Here is a 16,917-nt window from a genome sequence, read left to right as displayed (position 1 = left end):
TGGATGGTCGAATACGAATGTTGCCATCGGTTTACGACAGGACTTTGTGAGTATAATGCAGGGCCATCATCGCCCGATACGACTAGGGACGACTTCCAGCCACCGTCATTCGAGCTTCAAGCCATCACCCATGACCCATATCCTCCTTGCCTACATTGCCACGCTCTGCTATCTGGCCTCGGCCGCCTTCATCGGCATCCGTCTGTTCCGCAAGGAGGGATGGATTCCGCCCCGCGCGCTCGCGATTGCCATCGGTTTCGGCGGTCTGCTGCTGCATAGCTGGTTACTCTGGGATGGCGTCTTCAGCCATGCCGGCATCAATCTCGGTTTTTATCACGCCCTGGCGCTCACATCCTGGACGATCGTTGCACTGCTGCTGATTTCCAGCCTGAACAAGCCGGTCGACAATCTGGGGCTGATCCTGTTGCCGGCGGCGGCGCTGAGTCTGCTGCTGGAGGCGCATCTGGCCGATGTCGGCTTCATGCGTGAATCGGCTAGCGCGGCGCTCAAGATCCATGTACTGCTGTCGATGCTGGCCTATAGCCTGCTGACGTTAGCGGCTGTGCAAGCCATCCTGCTCGCGGTGCAGGATCATCATCTGCGCAATCGGCATCCGACCGGTTTCGTGCGCACCCTGCCCCCACTCCAGACCATGGAGAGCTTGCTGTTCGAGATGATCTCGGCCGGCTTCGTATTGCTGACGCTGGCGCTGTTGAGCGGTTTTGCCTTCCTGGAGAATATGTTTGCTCAGCATCTGGTGCACAAGACCGTGCTCTCGGTTTTGGCGTGGCTGGTGTTCGGCGGGTTGCTGGTCGGACGTTTCCGCAAGGGGTGGCGCGGACGCACGGCGATCGTCTGGACGCTCGGCGGCTTTTTGATCCTGATCCTGGCTTACTTCGGCAGTAAGGCGGTGCTGCAATTCGTCTTGCAGAATGGCAGCCGATTTTATTATAATGACTGGCTTTAAGCGCCCTTAGCTCAGTTGGTAGAGCATCTGACTTTTAATCAGGTGGTCGTGCGTTCGAGTCGCACAGGGCGCACCATATTTTCAAGAACTTAGCCGCCGCTGGCGGCTTTTTCTTTTTCGGGTGTGCCGAAAAATGTGCGAAACGGCATCTCGATACGAGAGGCATGTTCCGACAAGTGCTCCGGCGCCAGATGCGCATAGCGTCTGACCATCTCGACAGACTGCCACCCACCAAGCTCCTGCAAGACGTGCAGCGGCGTTCCAGACTGGACATGCCACGAAGCCCAAGTGTGCCTCAAGTCATGCCAGCGAAAGTTTTCGATGCCCGCACGTTTCAGGGCTTTTTTCCAGGCGGCTCCGGCCTTCTCGATCGGCGTCCAAACTGACACGCCCTTGCGCTTCAATGGATAGCAGAACACGCGCGTGGAGTGCCGACCTTGCCAGCGTCGTAACACAAGCACCGCATCGCGGTTGAGCGGGACACCGATTCCACGGCGTGCCTTGGCCTCGTCGTCATGTATCCAAGCGACACGACGTTCGAGGTCGACTTGATCCCATCGCAACCCCGTGACGTTAGCCTCACGTAGCCCCGTCGCCAAACTGAAGCGCACCATATCGGCCAGATGCTCAGGACACTCGTTAATCAAACGCTGAGCCTCCTCTCGCGTCAGCCAACGAATGCGTCGTTTGGGTTCTGGAAGCAGGCGTAAGGCGGGCGACTTGTCGATCCACCCCGCCGCCAGATTAGCCTGGGCCTGCTCGGGATCGAGGTTGCGCAAGATGTCGTTACCGCCCTCCAGCAACAGCACCAGATAGGGTTGTTCCTGCGCGATCAGCGCCCCGAAACGCGCCCGTCCCTCTTACGTCACCTCGCCGGACACCCCGGCATTGATGACGGTGCGCCCGCTCAGGCGCGCCAGCACCGCTGGATAGCTCTCACCTGGAAACGAGATCCGGTGGCTCACTCGTCCAGAACCGCCCCGCGAAGCGCCGCGATCTCCGACTCGGCCCAGTCGCGCCGCTCCTCCAGATGTCCCCACACCGGTCGCGGCCAACAGGCATCGCCGGGGCGGCGCCCGATGACATGGATATGGAGTTGCGGCACCAGATTGCCGATCCAGGCGACATTGATCCTGGGATAGCCCAGGGTGCGCAGAGCATCCGAAACGCGCGTGCAGTCGGCCAGAACCGCGTCCCGGTGCGTGGTCGGCAGATCCAGCAGGTTGGCCAGATCGGTTTCGGGAACCAGGATGAACCAGGGCACGACGCCGTTACGATGCAGCAGCAGATGGGTGGCGGGCAGGCGCCCGAGGACATGGCAATCCGCGATGAGCTGTGGATGGAGGGCGAAGGGCGGCATGAGGCTCTCGAATTGAAGGATGGATCGGTTCACTGTGGAACCGGTTCAGCGTCGAGCGTATCGGAGTCACCGGCCGGTCGGCGATGCCGCGCCTCTTCATCGAGTTGCTTCAGACGCGCCATTTTTTCCACGATTTTGATCTCCAAGCCTCGCGGCACCGGTCGATACCAGTGCGGCTCAGCCATCCCGTCGGGAAGATAGGTTTCGCCGGCGGCATAGCCCTGGGGTTCGTCATGCGGATAACGATAGGTCTGCCCGTGGCCCAAGTCCTTCATCAGCCGCGTCGGGGCATTGCGCAGATGTCTGGGAACTTCGCGGCTTTTGTCCTGTTTGACGAAGGCGCGCGCGGCCTTGTACGCGGTGTAGCCCGCGTTGCTCTTGGCCGCGATCGCCAGATAGATGACCGCTTGCGCCAGAGCCAATTCACCCTCCGGCGAACCCAGCCGTTCATAGGCCAGCGCGGCCTCATTGGCGATCTGCAAGGCTCTGGGGTCGGCCAGTCCGATGTCTTCCCACGCCATGCGCACGATCCGTCGTGACAGGTAGTGGGGATCCGCTCCGCCGTCCAGCATCCGGGTGAGCCAGTAGAGTGCAGCATCCGGGTTGGAACCCCGGACGGATTTGTGGAGCGCCGAGATCTGGTCATAGAAGCCGTCGCCACCCCGATCGAAGCGTCGGCTGTTGAGGGTCAGGGCGTTCTCGATGAAACCGGTATCGATACAGGTCACATCCGCCGCCCCGGCCGCGATGTGGCACTGTTCGAGCAGATTCAGGCACCGTCTGGCATCACCGTCGGCATACCCGATCAGGGTGTCAATCGCGGCCTCATCGAATTGAAGATGATTCAGCACCCGATCCCTGGCGCGTGTCAGCAGCTGCCGTAACTCGGCGTCGGTGAGCGACTGCAACACATAGACCTGCGCCCGCGACAGCAAGGCCGCGTTTACTTCGAACGAGGGATTCTCGGTCGTGGCGCCGATCAGCGTCACCCGGCCGGATTCGACATAGGGCAACAGCGCATCCTGCTGGGCCTTGTTGAAGCGATGGATCTCATCGACGAACAGGATCGTCCGTCGGCCTTGGGTATCGTCGGGGTTTGGAGAAACAGACATCAGAGCGTCACCGTGAACACTCCGGGACGGATCGCCTTCCAGGTCGTCTCTGGCCTGAATAATGGTCGGGCGTCACGGGCGAGCAGGATATCATTGCGGGGCCAGCCACATTGAGAGAGCACCACATGCCCCCCGTCGACAAGCCCTATGCCGAGTCCTGCGACCAGAACCGCGATCCCATCCTGGCGGTGCTCGCGCCCCTATTGCATCCGCGCCGCCGATTGCTCGAAATCGGCAGCGGCACCGGACAACATGCGATCTACTTTGGGGCCGCCCTCCCCCATCTGACCTGGCAATGCAGCGATCGGGCCGAGCAGCTTCCAGGGATTCGCCTCTGGATCGCCGAGGCGGGTCTGAGCAACCTCCCGCCACCGCTGGAACTCGATGTGCTGAAATCCTGGCCGACCGAGTGCTTCGAGGCCATCTTCAGCGCCAATACCGCTCATATCATGGGGCTCGACGCCGTTGAGGCGATGTTCGCCGGTGTCGGCGCCCATCTGGAACCGGGCGGCCTGTTCGCGCTCTATGGTCCCTTCAGTCGTGATGGCCGACACACCAGCCCGAGCAATGCCCGCTTCGATGCCTGGCTGCGCGACCAGGATCCGGCGATGGGGGTGCGCGACCAGCGCCAGCTTGAGCCGTTCGCGGCGGCGCATGGTCTGCAACCTGTCGCCGAGCACGCCATGCCCGTAAACAACTTCACCCTGGTGTGGGAGCGGATATGAACGTTCAAACCCTGTCCAACGCATCCTGTCCCTGCGACTCCGGTCGCCCCTTCGACGACTGTTGCGATCCCTATCTGTCCGGCTAGACGCTCCCGCCAACGGTCGAAGCTCTGATGCGCTCGCGCTACAGCGCCTTTGCTACCGGGCAGACCGACTATCTGCTCGCCACCTGGCATCCGACGACCCGCCCGGCCACACTGACCCTGGAGCCGGGCCTGCGCTGGCTCGGTCTCAAGATCCTGAGTACCGAAGCCGGGGGCGCGGCCGATCAGGAGAGCTGGATGACGTTCGTCGCCCGTTCCAAGTTCCAAGGCCGCGCCCAACGCCTCCAGGAGCGCAGTCGCTTCGTGCGCGAGCACGGGCGCTGGTTCTATGTCGAGGGCGAGTTGAGTTGAGTTGAGTTGATGGAAGCGCAGACTGCGCACCCGTTTGTGCAACAGTGGGATGGCGGCTTGGGCCAGCTCCCCATGCTTCAGTCGCCGGGGTCCGTCACCGGAAAGTCGAAATAGGTGTCGGGAAAGGGTTCGTCATCCAGCGTGAAATGCCACCACTCCTCGGGCAGAGGCCGGAAGCCGTGCCGGACCATGACGGCGGTGAGTCGGGCGCGATTGGCCTGGGCAGCGGCGGAAACCTTGGTGTTATCCGGATGCGAGCGCGGATCCATGCAGTCGAAGCCGGTGCCGAAGTCGAGGGCGCTGTCCGGATAGCGGTCGGCGTGCGGGGCCGTGCAGTCGACCAGCGGGCGTTCGTCGAGCATCGCAGAAACATCAGCCGGCGCCTCGATCGGCTCCAGCACCAGATCCACCGTGCTGCCGCGCGAATGCCCCGAGCGTTCGGCCACATAGCCCAGGCGGAAGAAGTCGGCCTTGTCGACACGCGGATAGAAGGCGAGCTTCATGCGCTGGTCGGCGACGTCCTGACTCCAGCGCACGAAGTGCGCCACGGCACGGGTTGGGCGATAGCAGTCGAACACCTTCACCCGCAGGCCCTGTTGAGACACCTCGGTCTGGACGGCCTGGAGTGCCTCGGCCGCCTGACGGGTCAGGATGCAGGAGGGGGCCAGATAGCCATCGATGGGCTGGCCGATGAAGTTATAGGCGCCGTGATAACGCATGTCCTGCACGATCTCCGGGGCCAGCGTCTGGAGATGGACGAAGCCCTCCGGCAGTGGCTCGGCGGCGGCTGAAACAGCGACGGCGGCCATCAGGATCGCCGACCACAGGCGACAGGCGCGGATCAATGACATACGTGAATGCCCCATCAGATGCTGAAGGAGTCCTCATGATACCCAAGATCGAGCCGTGCCAGGGCCACACTGGACGCCAGCCAGCGGCCCTTGACGCTGTATGCGATCTCGATCATGGTGAGCTCCATTGGATGGGGGGCGAGTATAGCCCCGTCGGCCAGTCCCGCCGCGCGGCGGTGGGCGGCCCAAGTCCGAAACCGATACCGGAGTCCTGTCGACGATGTCGAACACCCACACACCGCTGGCACTCATCACGGGCGGCGCCCAAGGGATCGGTCGCGCTCTGGCTCAGGCATTCCTGGCCGAGGGCTGGCGCGTGGCGGTGCTCGACCGGGAGGCCGAGGCGCTGGCTGAGGTGACGGCTGAGGTGACGGCTGAATGGGCGACCTCCGCCTGTCTCGGACTGGAGGCCGATGTCGGCGATGAAGCCGCCGTCGAGCGCGCCTTCGCCGCACTGGCGGCCTGGCAGGCTCAGGATGGTCAACCCGACGGCCTGGATCTGCTGGTCAACAACGCCGGTCTGGCCGATCCGGTGAGCGGTCCGTTCGAAACGCTGTCGCTGGCCGATTGGCGGCGCTGGCAGGACAGTCATCTGACCGGCGCCTTTCTCTGCACCCGCGCGGCCATTCCGGGACTGCGCCAGCGCCGTGGTGCGATCGTCAACATCGCCTCGACCCGCGCCCTGCAATCCGAACCGCAGTGTGAAGCCTATGCCGCCGCCAAGGGCGGACTGCTGGCCTTCACCCACGCCGCCGCGATCAGTCTGGGACCGGAGATCCGGGTCAACGCCATCAGCCCCGGCTGGATCGAGACCGGTCCGCTCCAGAAGTCGGCCCATCGGCGCGTCCCGCACCATCGCCCGATCGATCAGGCCCAACATGCCGTCGGGCGGGTCGGCGCGCCGGAAGACATCGTCGCCGCCGTGCGCTTCCTGGCTGGCGACCAGGCCGGATTCATCACCGGCCAGAACCTGATCGTCGATGGCGGGATGACCCGGACCATGATCTATGCGGCGTGAAGCCGACATGGGCGCACTCCATTCAACACGTCGCCCGAGCCTGGAGACAGCGCCGAGTCGGCCGGTCAGTCCTCACACGGATGGCGAGCGGTCTCAATGCCGCTGGATTCATCCGGAGAAGCAGCGTTACTACAGCGTCGCCCTGGTCCGCGACCTGTTCGGCGACTGGACGTTGCTCCAGTGCTGGGGAGGGATCGGCTCACACCTGGGCGGACAGCGCCTCGTGTGGGTCGAGTCGCGCGAGGCTGGACTCCAGCAGATCATGGCGATCGGGAAACGGCGCCGGCAGCATGGCTATCGGGAGCAGGAGCGAATATAAAGCTGGCCGGAACAACAGCGGATCACCCGGATCGCTGCGCTGTTGTGGCAGAGTCTGATTCTGGCGCACTGGAATCCGCTGTTCGCCGACGTGCCGGTCGAAAGTCTCGTGTTCGAGCATCAAAGCGCGTACTACCAAGCCTTGCAGGACAGCACCGACCAGACGGATTGCGCGCCCTTCATCGCCTTCATGCTGCAAATGCTCGCCGAGGCCCTGGCCGCTACTCGCCCCCAAGTCGCACCACAAGTCAGCCCCCAAGTCGGCGCACTACTGCGGGCGCTCCGAGGTGAAATGACCCGCGAAACACTGCAAGCCGCTCTGGATCTGCGGGACCGCAAGTCCTTTCGCGTGCGCTATCTCCAGCCTGCTCTGAGCGATGGTCTGATCGAGATGACGATTCCAGACAAGCCCAATAGCCGCTTGCAGCACTATCGTCTAACCGACAAGGGCCGTCAGTGCCTGGAACGGTTGGGTGAGTCGCCGGCACGGCCGTTTGCCAACATTCGGACATGATCAGAAACCCGCACAGATCAACCACCCTTGGTGCTTGGGAACACCGATTGCGCGAGACGCCACTCGCGTCCATACTGATTAGTAACAGACCCGCCACGCCTCTCCGCACCGGCTTGCCGCTGCGTGACGCGCAACCCTGGCGGGTATTTTTCTGGGACACTCGGTCTACTCGCGCCAAGGTATTGCAACATTGGGTGTCTATTTTTGTAGACACAGCTGACGTCATTTCGTGTCAATTGAAATTGACACTTCCAAGCCCTATACTCTCCATAACACACCCGCCACGCTTGCTTGGTTTCGACTGGGCAGCGCAACCATGGCGGGTTTTTTATTGCCTGTGGTCTAGGCCACAGGATTGGGACGCCGCCCATGCAGTACGCTAAACCCGCGTTGACCTTCGATGAGCAAGTCACATTACTAGCCGCACGAGGACTGATCATCGAGGATCGTGCCGCCGCAGCCGAGATTCTGTCGCGGATCAGCTACTATCGGCTCAGTGCCTACTGGCATCCATACAAACGCGCAGACGACAGCCTCAAGCCCGACGCCTCGTTTGCAGCCGCTGTCCAACTCTACGAGTTTGACCGTCATCTACGCTTGCAGGTCATGGATGCAATCGAGCGGGTCGAAGTCGCCCTACGCACCGCGATCACTTACCACCTGTCTCAGGCGTTCGGTCCCTTCGCCCACTGCGATCCCGCACACTTCCGTCATACGTTCAAACAATCGGAATGGCTCGCCAAGGTTCGTCAAGAAGCCGAAAATTCTCGTGAAATCTTTGTCGCGCATTTTCGCGACAGATACGACGAATTTCCTGATCTTCCGCTGTGGATGGCCACTGAAATCCTGCCATTTGGCGCCCTGTCCCGTCTTTACGAAGGCATGTTGCCTGACCAGCAGCGCCCCGTGGCGGCTGAGTACGGAGTCCACCATGCGGTGCTGCGCTCATGGCTGCGGACGCTGAACTACATTCGCAACCTCTGTGCACACCATGCGCGGCTGTGGAACCGCGAACTGGCCGTCGGACCTGAATCGCCCCGACATAATGCACGCTGGCTTCCGCCAATTACCCCGACCAATCGCCGCGTTTTTATCGTACTGCTCATGCTGCGCCAGATGATGGCCCGTCAACACGAGGGACAACATTGGCAGCAACGTGTTACGCGCCTGATCACTTCAGCCAATCTGAACAGTGCAGCTCAACACGCCATGGGCCTGCCAACGACTTGGCTCTCACATCCCCTGTGGGATCGCGTTGTACCGGAGAACCATCGTGGAAGCGAACCCGTATCTTGAAGACCTCGATTCCAAGATCCCCGCCATCCAGGTTCTGGAAGCGCTCGGCTGGACCTATCTGACCCCGGACGAGGCCCTGGAATTGCGTGGCGGCCGACTCGATCAGGTGGTCTTGACCGGTATCCTGCGGCCCTGGTTGGAGAAAAACGCCCGCTTCGAGACGCGCGGCCACACCTATGCGTTTTCGCCCTACAGCCTCGACGAGGCACTACGCCGCCTGACCACTCTCCCCTTCGATGGCCTGATCCATACCAACGAAACGATCTACAAAATGTTGACGCTCGGCACCAGTCTCGATGAAACCATCCAGGGCGAACGCAAGGGACGCTCGCTTGCCTTCATCGACTGGGTGCACTGGGAACGCAATGTCTTCCATGTCACCGATGAATTCGCCGTGGAGCGCCGCAAAGCCAAGACCACCCGGCGACCGGATCTGGTGCTGTTCATCAATGGCCTCCCCTTCGTGGTCATCGAATGCAAGCGCCGCGACAAGGACAAAGTCGGCGGCAAACCCCAGGTCAAGGTGGCCATCAGCCAGCTCGACGACTATCAGCAGCCCGACCAAATCCCGCATCTGTTCCAGTATGTCCAGCTGATCCTGGCCACGTCGGTCAATGATGTGCTGTTCGGCACCGTCGGTACCCCGGAGAAATTCTGGGCACACTGGCGCGAGCAGGACGAGGAGATGGCGGCCGTCAAGGCTGCCGCCAATCATCCGTTGAGTCCGCAGGCCGGTGCGCGTTTTCTGACTCCGGCACGCGCGGTCGGCGAGCATCCCGCCTTGCCCTATTTCAATGCCATGCTCGATGACGGCGAGCGCCTGCCCACAGAGCAGGATCGCGTGCTGTGGGCCATGCTGCGTCCGGCCCGGCTACTCGACTATGTCTATGGTTACGTGCTGTTCGATGCCGGCGTGCGCAAGGTGGCACGCTATCAGCAGTTCTTCGCCGTCCACGAAACCCTGCGGCGCATCATCGTGCTGCGCGAGGGACGGCGCCTGGGAGGGGTGATCTGGCACACCACGGGTAGCGGCAAATCACTGACCATGGTGATGCTGGCCAAGGCGCTCGCCTTGCATCCGGCCCTGGCCAACGTCCGCATCGTGCTGGTCACTGACCGCATCGATCTCGACAAACAGCTGTGGGGCACCTTCCAGGCCTGTGGCCGCCGCGACGCTATATCAATGGCGAAACCCATCGCTACCTGGGGCGGTAGTACCGGCTACGTGCCTTGCAGGGTCACGAGAACAGCGTCAAGTGTCTGCGCGGTTACTTTCACATCACGACCTGCCAGGAACCAACCCCCATCTTGGTCGGAAAACGGCTTGAGGCATGGTTTCGGGAGCGTGCCGAAGTGGTTTTCCAGGAGCGGTTCGCCCTCTGTCTGGCACGCGCTGAGCGCGAGGGAATTGCACGCCCGGCCCTAAAGATCAGACGGATGCAGAAACGTTGGGGAAGCTGTGCGGCGGATGGAAGCATCACCCTGAACCTGGAGCTGATCCAAGCCCCGAAGGACTGCATCGACTATGTCATCACACACGAGCTTTGCCACCTGAAAGAACCCCATCATGGACCTCGGTTCTGGACACTGCTGGAAAAACTCATGCCGGACTATCGCCTCAAGCGGGCGCTTCTGAATCGCATTGCAGCGCAGTAATCAACGGAGACGTCCGACGGGTGGCTGAGACATTGCGAACACGATCACGGTACAAACACTGGAGCACAGAGCTATGCCATTCACAACACTGTTACGCGGGGCGCTGTGGAGCCTGCTGCTCATGCTCCTGACGTTCGGGACCGTTCAGGCCGATCCCATCGCCGAGGTCGAGCGGATCCTCGACGACATTCGCCAGGATCGACCGGTGCCGCGCCTGGACTATCTGCACCCTGTCGCGCCCATGAATCCCGGATGCGCGCTCTTCGAGGGTCAGTATGGCGCCGTCACCCTCCAGGTCGAGACCCATCCCGACAGTCCGCGAGTGGCCTCGCTCCTGCTCCGGATCCCCGGCCCGGATCAGACCCGCGCCCTGCTCCCGACCGTCTCGCGCGTACTCGGAGCACCGCACAGTCAGGATCGACGCCAGTCGGTCTATGGCTGGGACTGGCCAGAGTATCGTGCCGCCTCGCTCCACTATGTCCCCGGCGGCTCCGGCACACCGGGCCAGACGATCATGTCGCTGTTCTATCGCTAGCCGATCCGGCTGACCGGACCATCGAGGGCATCCTCCATGCCCACCGACACCCATCCAGGAGCGCTCACGCTCCGCGCCTGCTATCACGGGGCCCTGCTCGGCCATGATCGACACCCACCTGCCGGATGCCCTTGATCTTGAGATCCTTGATCAGCACCACGCTATCGCCGTCACTAAGAATCTGCCCGTTGGCGTCCTTGACCACGATGGCGTCCGCGTCGCCTCGTCACCGCCCTGTTGCGGCCACTCATGGCCACAATCGGCACAGATGTAGAGATCCCCGTCGAGATAGGTGTTGTCCATCGAGCAGCGGGGACAGGGTGGAGGTGTGGTCATCGGTTGGTCTTGAAAGGGGGCGCATCACACCGGATCAGTCCACTCTGACACGAAAGCTAAGCAGGCTGGCCAGCGGCGGTGCATCGGGTCCACGGCGTCTGACACGGCCCAGAACACTCGGACCCAGATCACCGCCTCAGGCACTGAGCACCACGACAGTGTCAATCTATTTCCGACTTCAATACCCTGATATTTCGCAATGCAAAGCGCGCATATGTGCGCTTCAATAGAGGCCATTCACGTGCCACCCGCCACCCAGAGGAGCTCCTGCCTGCCCAGCCGCCGCCGCGTCCTCCTGGATTGGATTCAATTCCGGATCACAGTGCCCCGCATCGGTTGGCAGCCGCTCGCGCTCAACACCGACGCCCACCGCGAACAGTGATCCAGACACCGATATCTAGCCAGTCTTACCAAACCTTCGGAGTTTTATTGATGCCATCGAATTACGAGACTTTCTTCGACCACCAGCGCTTCGCCCTCGTTGGCCGCTCGGAAGCCAAGCCCTTTCCGCTCCTGAGCTATCGTGGACTCAAGCGGCTCGGCAAGACCATCTACGCCATCGATCCCAGCGCCCGGGAGATCGATGGAGATCCGGCCTATCCCAGCTTGGCGGACCTGCCGGAAGCGGTCGAGGCGCTGATCATTGAGGCGCCGAAGGGCGAGACGCGCGATTGGGTGGCCGCCGCCGCACAGGCTGGAGTGCGCGATGTCTGGATCCACATGGCACACGACACCCCGGAAGCGGTCACCCTCGCCAAGGAGTCCGGTATCAACCTGCGCACGGGTACCTGTGCCGTCATGTATGTGACTCCCGGACTGACCTATCACAGCCTCCACAAGGCGATCATGAAGTTGGCGGGAAAGTATTGAGTCGATGCTTCGGCCACGCCCGAGGCGAGGCGACCACCGCGTTATCAAGACCTCAATCAGGAATCTGACCGTGTTCAAAGCTACCATTCCACCCGCTGCCTTGCTCGCGCTCGCACTGGGTTTCGTCGGGCCGCCGACGCAGGCCGCTTCGCCCGCCGATGGCCAGGCTCTCTGGGAGCACGTTGAAGGCCCGGCCGGCTATTCGTGCGCCAGTTGCCACACACCCATCGAAGCAACGATGCGCGGCGCGCGGCGACCTTCCCGAAGTACATCGCCTCTCTAGGTCGCGAAGTGACGCTGGAAGAGCGGATCAATCAATGCCGTCAGAAAGCACTGGGGGCCGAGCCTTGGGCACCCGACGCGCCTGAACTCCAGGCGGTCGCCGCCCTCTTGAAGTCCTTGAACTGACTTGAAGGCGGACTGTGAGTGTTGACACGGCGGCACTCCGATTGCTGGCGACAGTTGCCGAGTGGTTGGCATTCTTCATCGCGACACACAACTTCCGAGATCCATGAGCGATCGCTAGGCTAACCCCAGCCTCGAGAGAAGACGCAATCCACGCACTTCCAACGTTTTGAGAGACAAATCAATGAACAACGACACCACGATGGCCCCCAGCATGCCGCGCCTGAACGAACCCGCACCGGCCTTCGACGCCCCGACCACCCACGGCCGCAAGACGCTGGAGGACTATCGCGGGAAATGGCTGGTGCTCTTCTCGCACCCGGCCGACTTCACCCCGGTCTGCACCACCGAGTTCATGGGCTTTGCGCGCCGTCACGCCGACTTCCAGGCCATCGGCTGTGAACTGCTCGGACTCTCGATCGACAGCCACTACAGCCATGTCGCCTGGGTGCGCAACATCAAGGAGAAGTTCGACGTTGAGATCGGCTTCCCGATCATCGCGGATCTGTCGATGGCCGTGGCCAATGCCTACGGCATGATCCAGCCGGGCGCGAGCGACACCTCGGCGGTTCGCGCCACCTTCGTCATCGATCCGCAAGGCGTGCTGCGCGCCATGCTCTACTACCCCATGAGCAATGGCCGCTCGATCGACGAGATTCTGCGCTTAGTCAAAGCCATGCAGACTTCGGATGCCAACAAGGTCGCCACGCCCGAGAACTGGCAGCCGGGCGACAAGGTCATCGTCCCGCCGCCGGGCAGTGTGGAGGAGGCCAATGCGCGCGCCGTTAGCGGCGAATACGAGTGCGTCGACTGGTACTTCTGCCAAAAGTCGCTCTGACCGCCTGACCCACGGGTGTGACTGAAACCAAGGCCCCAGCTCCGTGAGCGGGGCCTTGGTCTATGCGCTGGCTTGAACGTCCTCAGACAGTTCGAGCTTCAGGACAGTATAGCCGTTCACGGTTGCGCCCTTTGGATACACGACAGATCCTGGATTCGCAAATACTCCAGCACACGGGTTTCGAGCCAGTAGTGCGGCTTCCAGGGCCGGGGGCCGGCGACGAACCCGACATGCCCGCCGTGCGCGGCCAGTTCGAGCGTCACGCCGGGACCGAGTTCGTGCGGCCAAGGAACCGTCGTGGGGAACATGAAGGGATCATCCGCCGCCTGGAGGATGAGCGTGGGCGTGTGGATGCCGGCCAGAAAGGGCCGACAACTGGCACGGGTGTAATAGTCGAACACGCCCGCGAAGCCGTTGAGCGGTGCGGTGATTTGGTCGTCGAACTGGTTGAAGTCGCGGATCGCGTCCAGATCCACATCCAACGGAAAGGGGCGCTCGGCGAACTTGCGCCGCAGACTGGCCTTGAGCTTGCCCAGCAGATAGCGTCGGTAGAGACGCGAGCCGCCCAGATCCAGCCGCAGCATGGCATCGCGCAGCACGAAGGGCACGGACACCGCTACCGCCCGTTGCAGCCGTGGCGCGCGGGTCTCGCCCAGATATTTGAGCAGCAAATTGGCCCCGAGCGAGAAGCCGATCGCGGCCAGCGGCGCGCCCTCGGGATCATGGCTCAAGACCTCCAGCACCTCGGCCAGATCCGCGCTCGCACCCGAGTGATAGGCACGGTCGAGCCGGTTCGGTTCCTCCGAGCACCCGCGCAGAAACAGGAATATCGGCTGGAAGCCGCCATGTGAGAGCGCCTGCATCAAACCGCCCGCATAGTGCGACTCCAGATTGCCTTCGAGCCCATGGATCACCAGTATCCGTGGACCGGATGGCGCGCCCAGGGCCAGATCAATGAAATCGCCATCGGCCAGCTCAATCCGGCGTCGCGTCAGCGCCAGGCGCGGACGCCGGCGCATCAGACTGGGCCAGAGGGTCTGGAGATGAGGACCGGGCAGCCACCAGGCGGGGCGGAAGCGGCTCGTTGTGATGTGATCGTGCATCTGTCAGTACGCCGGTCCCTTAGCCGCCGCCCAGCTCCGGGCGCTGGTTGAGTGCCTGCACGAAGGCTTGCGCATCCTCCCAGGAGACCTGTTCGACCGGGCGGTCGGGATCCTGGAAGTGCGCCGGATTGCGGCCCATCACTGCTGTCCACTGGCGCTGGGTCACTTCGGTCTCGGCCAGATAGAAGGGGGCCAGAGTGACGCGATGGGTCGGCTGCTCACTGCTGTGACAGGTTTCGGTGGATGCCGTCACTGGATCGCAACCCATCTGAAAACTCCCGCCGGGGATCAGGCGGAAGTTCATGCCGAGCGCATTGGTCAGGGTCGGCGCCGGATCGGCCGATGCCGTACCACTGACGACGCTGGCCGGCAACCCGCCGACCATCGCCAGCAGGCACGCCAGTCCGAAGCGATGGTGACGCTCACCCATGCCCATGCGCGACGCTTTCGGCACAGGGCGCCGCGCCCGTCAGCCGCCCGGCCATATAGGCGTGCAGCGCCTCGCCGACCGTTCCAGCCGCTCCGGTGGCCGTCTCGACACCGGCTTCATGAAAAAAGGCGATGGCACGCCCGCCCATGCCGCCGCTGATCATCACCTGGGCGCCCTGCTGGTGAATGAACGCGGGAATCTGTCCCGGCTCATGCGCTTCAGCGAAGGGATTGGCCACCACCTCAGCGGTCCGCACGGCCCCCTCCTCCAACTCGGCCAGCACGAAATAGGGGGCGTGCCCGAAATGCTGGGCCACAGCACTGTCGAGTCCCTGATCGGTTTCAGCGGTTATGGCGATTTTCATACAGTCAGGCTCCAAATGGATTGAAACAGTGCTCAAGCCGATCCAGCCTCGGCAGCGAGATGGGCTTCTAAGGTTGTCCAGAGTTCGGCGAGCGCCAGGCTCACCGGTGCCTCGGGACGGTGGGCCGTCACCGGCCGTCCAGCGGCCAGCGCCTCGGCCATGCTCAGGTCGAACGGCAACCGGGCGATCGTGGCCACACCCAGCGCTGTGCCCAGTTCCTCGATGGCGCGTGCGCCCTCGGGATAGAGATCGGCCTTGTTGATACAGATCCGCGCCGGTACCCCGAAATGCCGCACCGTCGCCAGGGCGCGCTCCAGATCCTCGCGCCCCGAGACCGTCGGCTCAGTCACCAGCAACGCCAGACTGGCCCCGGACACGGCGGCGATCACCGGACAGCCGATACCCGGCGGACCATCGACGAGGAGACCCCCACAGCCCCCGGCCTCAGCCTCAGCCTGCGCCCGACGCTTGACGGCTGTGACCAGCTTACCCGAGTTCTCCTGGCCCGGATTCAGATGGGCATGTTGCAGTGGACCATAGGGCGTCTCGGAACGCCGACAGGTACCGACCGTCTGTGCCACCAATGACAGGTCGCCGCTGGGACAGCGATCGAGACAGGCGCCGCAACCTTCGCAGGCGATCGGATCGACCTGCCAGTGCCCATCGATCTGCGCCAGCGCCTCGTAACGGCAGGCCGTTTCACAGGCGCCACAGTCACTACACGCGTCGCGGTCGATGACCGCCACCGCACCGCTGACGAAGGGCTCGGCCACCGTGGCGCGCGCCTCCAGTAGCAGGGCCAGATTGGCGGCGTCGACGTCGGCATCGGCCAGTAGCCAGCGCCCCGGTTGAGTCAGCGACGCCTGATGGGCCAGCGCGGCGGTGACACTGGTCTTGCCGGTGCCACCCTTGCCGCTGAGTATCACGATCTCTTTCATGATCCACCCACCTCGTACCGCAGACGCTCCAACAGATGGCGTATCGCGGGGCGATACTCGGGCGCGGCCTCCGGCAGCGACTGGCCGCGCGCCAAGGCCTCGGCCAGTCGCCGCTCCAACGGGAGGCGGAGCGCAATCGGTAGCCCTTGCTCAGCGCAATAGGCGTCGATCGGGGCCTCGCCGATGCCGTCGCGATTGATCACCACCCAGGCCGGCAACCCCAGCTCCTGGACGATGCCCACCACCTGCCGCAGATCATGCAGACCAAAGGCGGTCGGCTCAGTCACCAGCACCACGGCATCGGCCCCGCGCAGGGTCTCGACCACGGGGCAGGAAGCGCCGGGTGGAGCGTCGCGGATCTCGATCCAGGGCAACGGACTGGCGGATACCGACGCGGACGCGGTCGTGGGCGGCCAGTGCTTCAGGGCGCGCAACACCGGCAGACCCATCGGCTGACCGATACGCAGCAGACCCTGCGCCAGATCGATGCCCTCAAGCGTCCGGCCGGCTTCGATCTGACCAACCGTCAGCGGCTCTTCGTGAATGGCCTGTTCGGGACAGATCCAGGTGCAGCGTCCGCAGCCATGGCAGAGTTCGTCGAACACCAGCACCGCGCCGGCGACGACAGCCAGAGCGTTGAACTGACAGACCTCGGCACAGCGCCCGCAGGCGGTGCAACGCTCGGCGTCCACGCGCGGCACGGGCCGCGTGACCTCGGCCCCGCTCGACCACTGCGGATGTAGAAACAGTGCCGCGTTCGGTGCTTCCACGTCACAGTCGAGCACGCGCACCGCCTGGGTTTCAGCTGCGACCTGGGCCAGTGCGGTCGCAAGCGTCGTCTTACCTGTGCCGCCCTTACCGCTGGCTACCACCACACGCATCGGCG

General features: G+C 63.1%; 23 protein-coding genes, 1 tRNA gene and 2 pseudogenes. 15 read left to right on the top strand and 11 right to left on the bottom strand.

Annotated features, from left to right (window positions below; translation table 11 throughout):
- The first annotated feature begins 130 nt into the window (after nucleotides 1-130).
- Both GJ668_RS09600 and GJ668_RS09595 read left to right on the top strand, forming a co-directional pair.
- On the top strand, nucleotides 131-967 hold the full coding sequence (locus GJ668_RS09600) for a cytochrome C assembly family protein (protein WP_155449937.1): 837 nt from the start codon (nucleotides 131-133) through the stop codon (nucleotides 965-967).
- Nucleotides 968-1,043, top strand: a tRNA-Lys gene (locus tag GJ668_RS09595).
- Nucleotides 1,044-1,056: 13 nt separating this feature from the next.
- Here the strand turns inward: GJ668_RS09595 and GJ668_RS09590 are convergent.
- The 3 genes from GJ668_RS09590 to GJ668_RS09580 form a co-directional block, all read right to left on the bottom strand.
- Nucleotides 1,057-1,776: a site-specific integrase gene (locus GJ668_RS09590; RefSeq protein WP_343032199.1), complete on the bottom strand. Its 720-nt coding sequence runs from the start codon at nucleotides 1,774-1,776 to the stop codon at nucleotides 1,057-1,059.
- 152 nt (nucleotides 1,777-1,928) lie between these two features.
- The gene (locus GJ668_RS09585; RefSeq protein ID WP_155449935.1) at nucleotides 1,929-2,327 is read right to left on the bottom strand and encodes an HIT domain-containing protein; all 399 of its coding nucleotides are present in this window, start codon (nucleotides 2,325-2,327) and stop codon (nucleotides 1,929-1,931) included.
- Nucleotides 2,328-2,356: 29 nt separating this feature from the next.
- A complete protein-coding gene (locus GJ668_RS09580) occupies nucleotides 2,357-3,439 on the bottom strand; it encodes a replication-associated recombination protein A (RefSeq protein WP_246194763.1) in 1,083 nt (360 codons plus the stop codon).
- Between the two features lie 125 nt (nucleotides 3,440-3,564).
- Between GJ668_RS09580 and GJ668_RS09575 the strand changes: the two genes are divergently transcribed.
- From GJ668_RS09575 to GJ668_RS09570, 3 genes are read left to right on the top strand one after another with little or no spacing between them, the layout of a single operon-like run.
- Nucleotides 3,565-4,164, top strand: coding sequence for a DUF938 domain-containing protein (locus tag GJ668_RS09575; protein ID WP_155449934.1), 600 nt, complete (start codon nucleotides 3,565-3,567; stop codon nucleotides 4,162-4,164).
- On the top strand, nucleotides 4,161-4,250 hold the full coding sequence (locus GJ668_RS21250) for an SEC-C metal-binding domain-containing protein (RefSeq protein ID WP_425482485.1): 90 nt from the start codon (nucleotides 4,161-4,163) through the stop codon (nucleotides 4,248-4,250). Before GJ668_RS09575 ends, GJ668_RS21250 begins: the two co-directional genes overlap by 4 nt.
- Before the next feature lie 24 nt (nucleotides 4,251-4,274).
- A complete protein-coding gene (locus GJ668_RS09570) occupies nucleotides 4,275-4,559 on the top strand; it encodes a YchJ family protein (protein WP_425482486.1) in 285 nt (94 codons plus the stop codon).
- A gap of 77 nt (nucleotides 4,560-4,636) precedes the next feature.
- On the opposite strand, the gene GJ668_RS09565 is transcribed toward GJ668_RS09570, so the two are convergent.
- Nucleotides 4,637-5,410, bottom strand: a complete 774-nt coding sequence (locus GJ668_RS09565; protein ID WP_155449933.1) for a M15 family metallopeptidase — start codon at nucleotides 5,408-5,410, stop codon at nucleotides 4,637-4,639.
- A gap of 220 nt (nucleotides 5,411-5,630) precedes the next feature.
- On the opposite strand from GJ668_RS09565, the gene GJ668_RS09560 reads away from it, so the two are divergent.
- From GJ668_RS09560 to GJ668_RS09530, 7 genes and pseudogenes are all read left to right on the top strand, one after another.
- A complete protein-coding gene (locus GJ668_RS09560) occupies nucleotides 5,631-6,428 on the top strand; it encodes an SDR family NAD(P)-dependent oxidoreductase (protein ID WP_155449932.1) in 798 nt (265 codons plus the stop codon).
- Nucleotides 6,418-6,747, top strand: a complete 330-nt coding sequence (locus tag GJ668_RS09555; protein ID WP_343032198.1) for a WGR domain-containing protein — start codon at nucleotides 6,418-6,420, stop codon at nucleotides 6,745-6,747. The genes GJ668_RS09560 and GJ668_RS09555 overlap by 11 nt, the downstream gene beginning before the upstream one ends.
- A 42-nt stretch (nucleotides 6,748-6,789) precedes the next feature.
- The gene (locus GJ668_RS09550; RefSeq protein WP_222930771.1) at nucleotides 6,790-7,260 is read left to right on the top strand and encodes a Fic family protein; all 471 of its coding nucleotides are present in this window, start codon (nucleotides 6,790-6,792) and stop codon (nucleotides 7,258-7,260) included.
- A gap of 369 nt (nucleotides 7,261-7,629) precedes the next feature.
- A complete protein-coding gene (locus tag GJ668_RS09545) occupies nucleotides 7,630-8,556 on the top strand; it encodes an Abi family protein (RefSeq protein WP_155449931.1) in 927 nt (308 codons plus the stop codon).
- A pseudogene (locus tag GJ668_RS09540) lies at nucleotides 8,453-9,721 on the top strand (type I restriction endonuclease); the annotation flags it as partial. The gene GJ668_RS09545 and the pseudogene GJ668_RS09540, both read left to right, overlap by 104 nt.
- Nucleotides 9,722-9,786: 65 nt before the next feature.
- A complete protein-coding gene (locus tag GJ668_RS20570) occupies nucleotides 9,787-10,212 on the top strand; it encodes a M48 family metallopeptidase (RefSeq protein WP_155449929.1) in 426 nt (141 codons plus the stop codon).
- Nucleotides 10,213-10,285: 73 nt separating this feature from the next.
- Nucleotides 10,286-10,747, top strand: coding sequence for a hypothetical protein (locus tag GJ668_RS09530; RefSeq protein ID WP_155449928.1), 462 nt, complete (start codon nucleotides 10,286-10,288; stop codon nucleotides 10,745-10,747).
- 64 nt (nucleotides 10,748-10,811) lie between these two features.
- Here GJ668_RS09530 and GJ668_RS21245 read toward each other — a convergent pair whose 3' ends face one another.
- Nucleotides 10,812-10,952 carry a PhnA domain-containing protein gene (locus GJ668_RS21245; protein ID WP_425482484.1) on the bottom strand — a complete coding sequence of 47 codons (141 nt, stop codon included), beginning with the start codon at nucleotides 10,950-10,952 and terminating at the stop codon, nucleotides 10,812-10,814.
- Nucleotides 10,898-11,050: a hypothetical protein gene (locus GJ668_RS21240; protein ID WP_222930770.1), complete on the bottom strand. Its 153-nt coding sequence runs from the start codon at nucleotides 11,048-11,050 to the stop codon at nucleotides 10,898-10,900. Before GJ668_RS21240 ends, GJ668_RS21245 begins: the two co-directional genes overlap by 55 nt.
- Nucleotides 11,051-11,515: 465 nt before the next feature.
- On the opposite strand from GJ668_RS21240, the gene GJ668_RS09520 reads away from it, so the two are divergent.
- From GJ668_RS09520 to GJ668_RS09510, 3 genes and pseudogenes are all read left to right on the top strand, one after another.
- Entirely contained in the window at nucleotides 11,516-11,953 is a 438-nt protein-coding gene (locus tag GJ668_RS09520) for a CoA-binding protein (RefSeq protein ID WP_155449927.1), read from the top strand.
- A gap of 4 nt (nucleotides 11,954-11,957) precedes the next feature.
- A pseudogene (locus tag GJ668_RS21235) lies at nucleotides 11,958-12,361 on the top strand (hypothetical protein).
- Nucleotides 12,362-12,542: 181 nt separating this feature from the next.
- On the top strand, nucleotides 12,543-13,196 hold the full coding sequence (locus GJ668_RS09510) for a peroxiredoxin (protein WP_155449925.1): 654 nt from the start codon (nucleotides 12,543-12,545) through the stop codon (nucleotides 13,194-13,196).
- A 116-nt stretch (nucleotides 13,197-13,312) separates the two neighbouring features.
- Here GJ668_RS09510 and GJ668_RS09505 read toward each other — a convergent pair whose 3' ends face one another.
- From GJ668_RS09505 to GJ668_RS09485, 5 genes are read right to left on the bottom strand one after another with little or no spacing between them, the layout of a single operon-like run.
- On the bottom strand, nucleotides 13,313-14,299 hold the full coding sequence (locus GJ668_RS09505) for a hydrolase (protein WP_155449924.1): 987 nt from the start codon (nucleotides 14,297-14,299) through the stop codon (nucleotides 13,313-13,315).
- Nucleotides 14,300-14,318: 19 nt separating this feature from the next.
- Nucleotides 14,319-14,729 (bottom strand): formylglycine-generating enzyme family protein, encoded by a 411-nt coding sequence (locus tag GJ668_RS09500; RefSeq protein ID WP_246194762.1) that lies wholly within the window; start codon nucleotides 14,727-14,729, stop codon nucleotides 14,319-14,321.
- The gene (locus GJ668_RS09495; RefSeq protein WP_155449923.1) at nucleotides 14,722-15,093 is read right to left on the bottom strand and encodes a NifB/NifX family molybdenum-iron cluster-binding protein; all 372 of its coding nucleotides are present in this window, start codon (nucleotides 15,091-15,093) and stop codon (nucleotides 14,722-14,724) included. Before GJ668_RS09495 ends, GJ668_RS09500 begins: the two co-directional genes overlap by 8 nt.
- 32 nt (nucleotides 15,094-15,125) lie before the next feature.
- The gene (locus GJ668_RS09490; RefSeq protein ID WP_155449922.1) at nucleotides 15,126-16,031 is read right to left on the bottom strand and encodes a nucleotide-binding protein; all 906 of its coding nucleotides are present in this window, start codon (nucleotides 16,029-16,031) and stop codon (nucleotides 15,126-15,128) included.
- A complete protein-coding gene (locus GJ668_RS09485) occupies nucleotides 16,028-16,912 on the bottom strand; it encodes a 4Fe-4S binding protein (RefSeq protein ID WP_155449921.1) in 885 nt (294 codons plus the stop codon). Before GJ668_RS09485 ends, GJ668_RS09490 begins: the two co-directional genes overlap by 4 nt.
- Nucleotides 16,913-16,917 lie beyond the last annotated feature (5 nt).

Origin of the sequence: Allochromatium palmeri, assembly GCF_009720725.1 — a bacterium.
Classification (GTDB): domain Bacteria; phylum Pseudomonadota; class Gammaproteobacteria; order Chromatiales; family Chromatiaceae; genus Thermochromatium; species Thermochromatium palmeri.
This window is presented reverse-complemented; position numbering and strand designations above follow the sequence as displayed.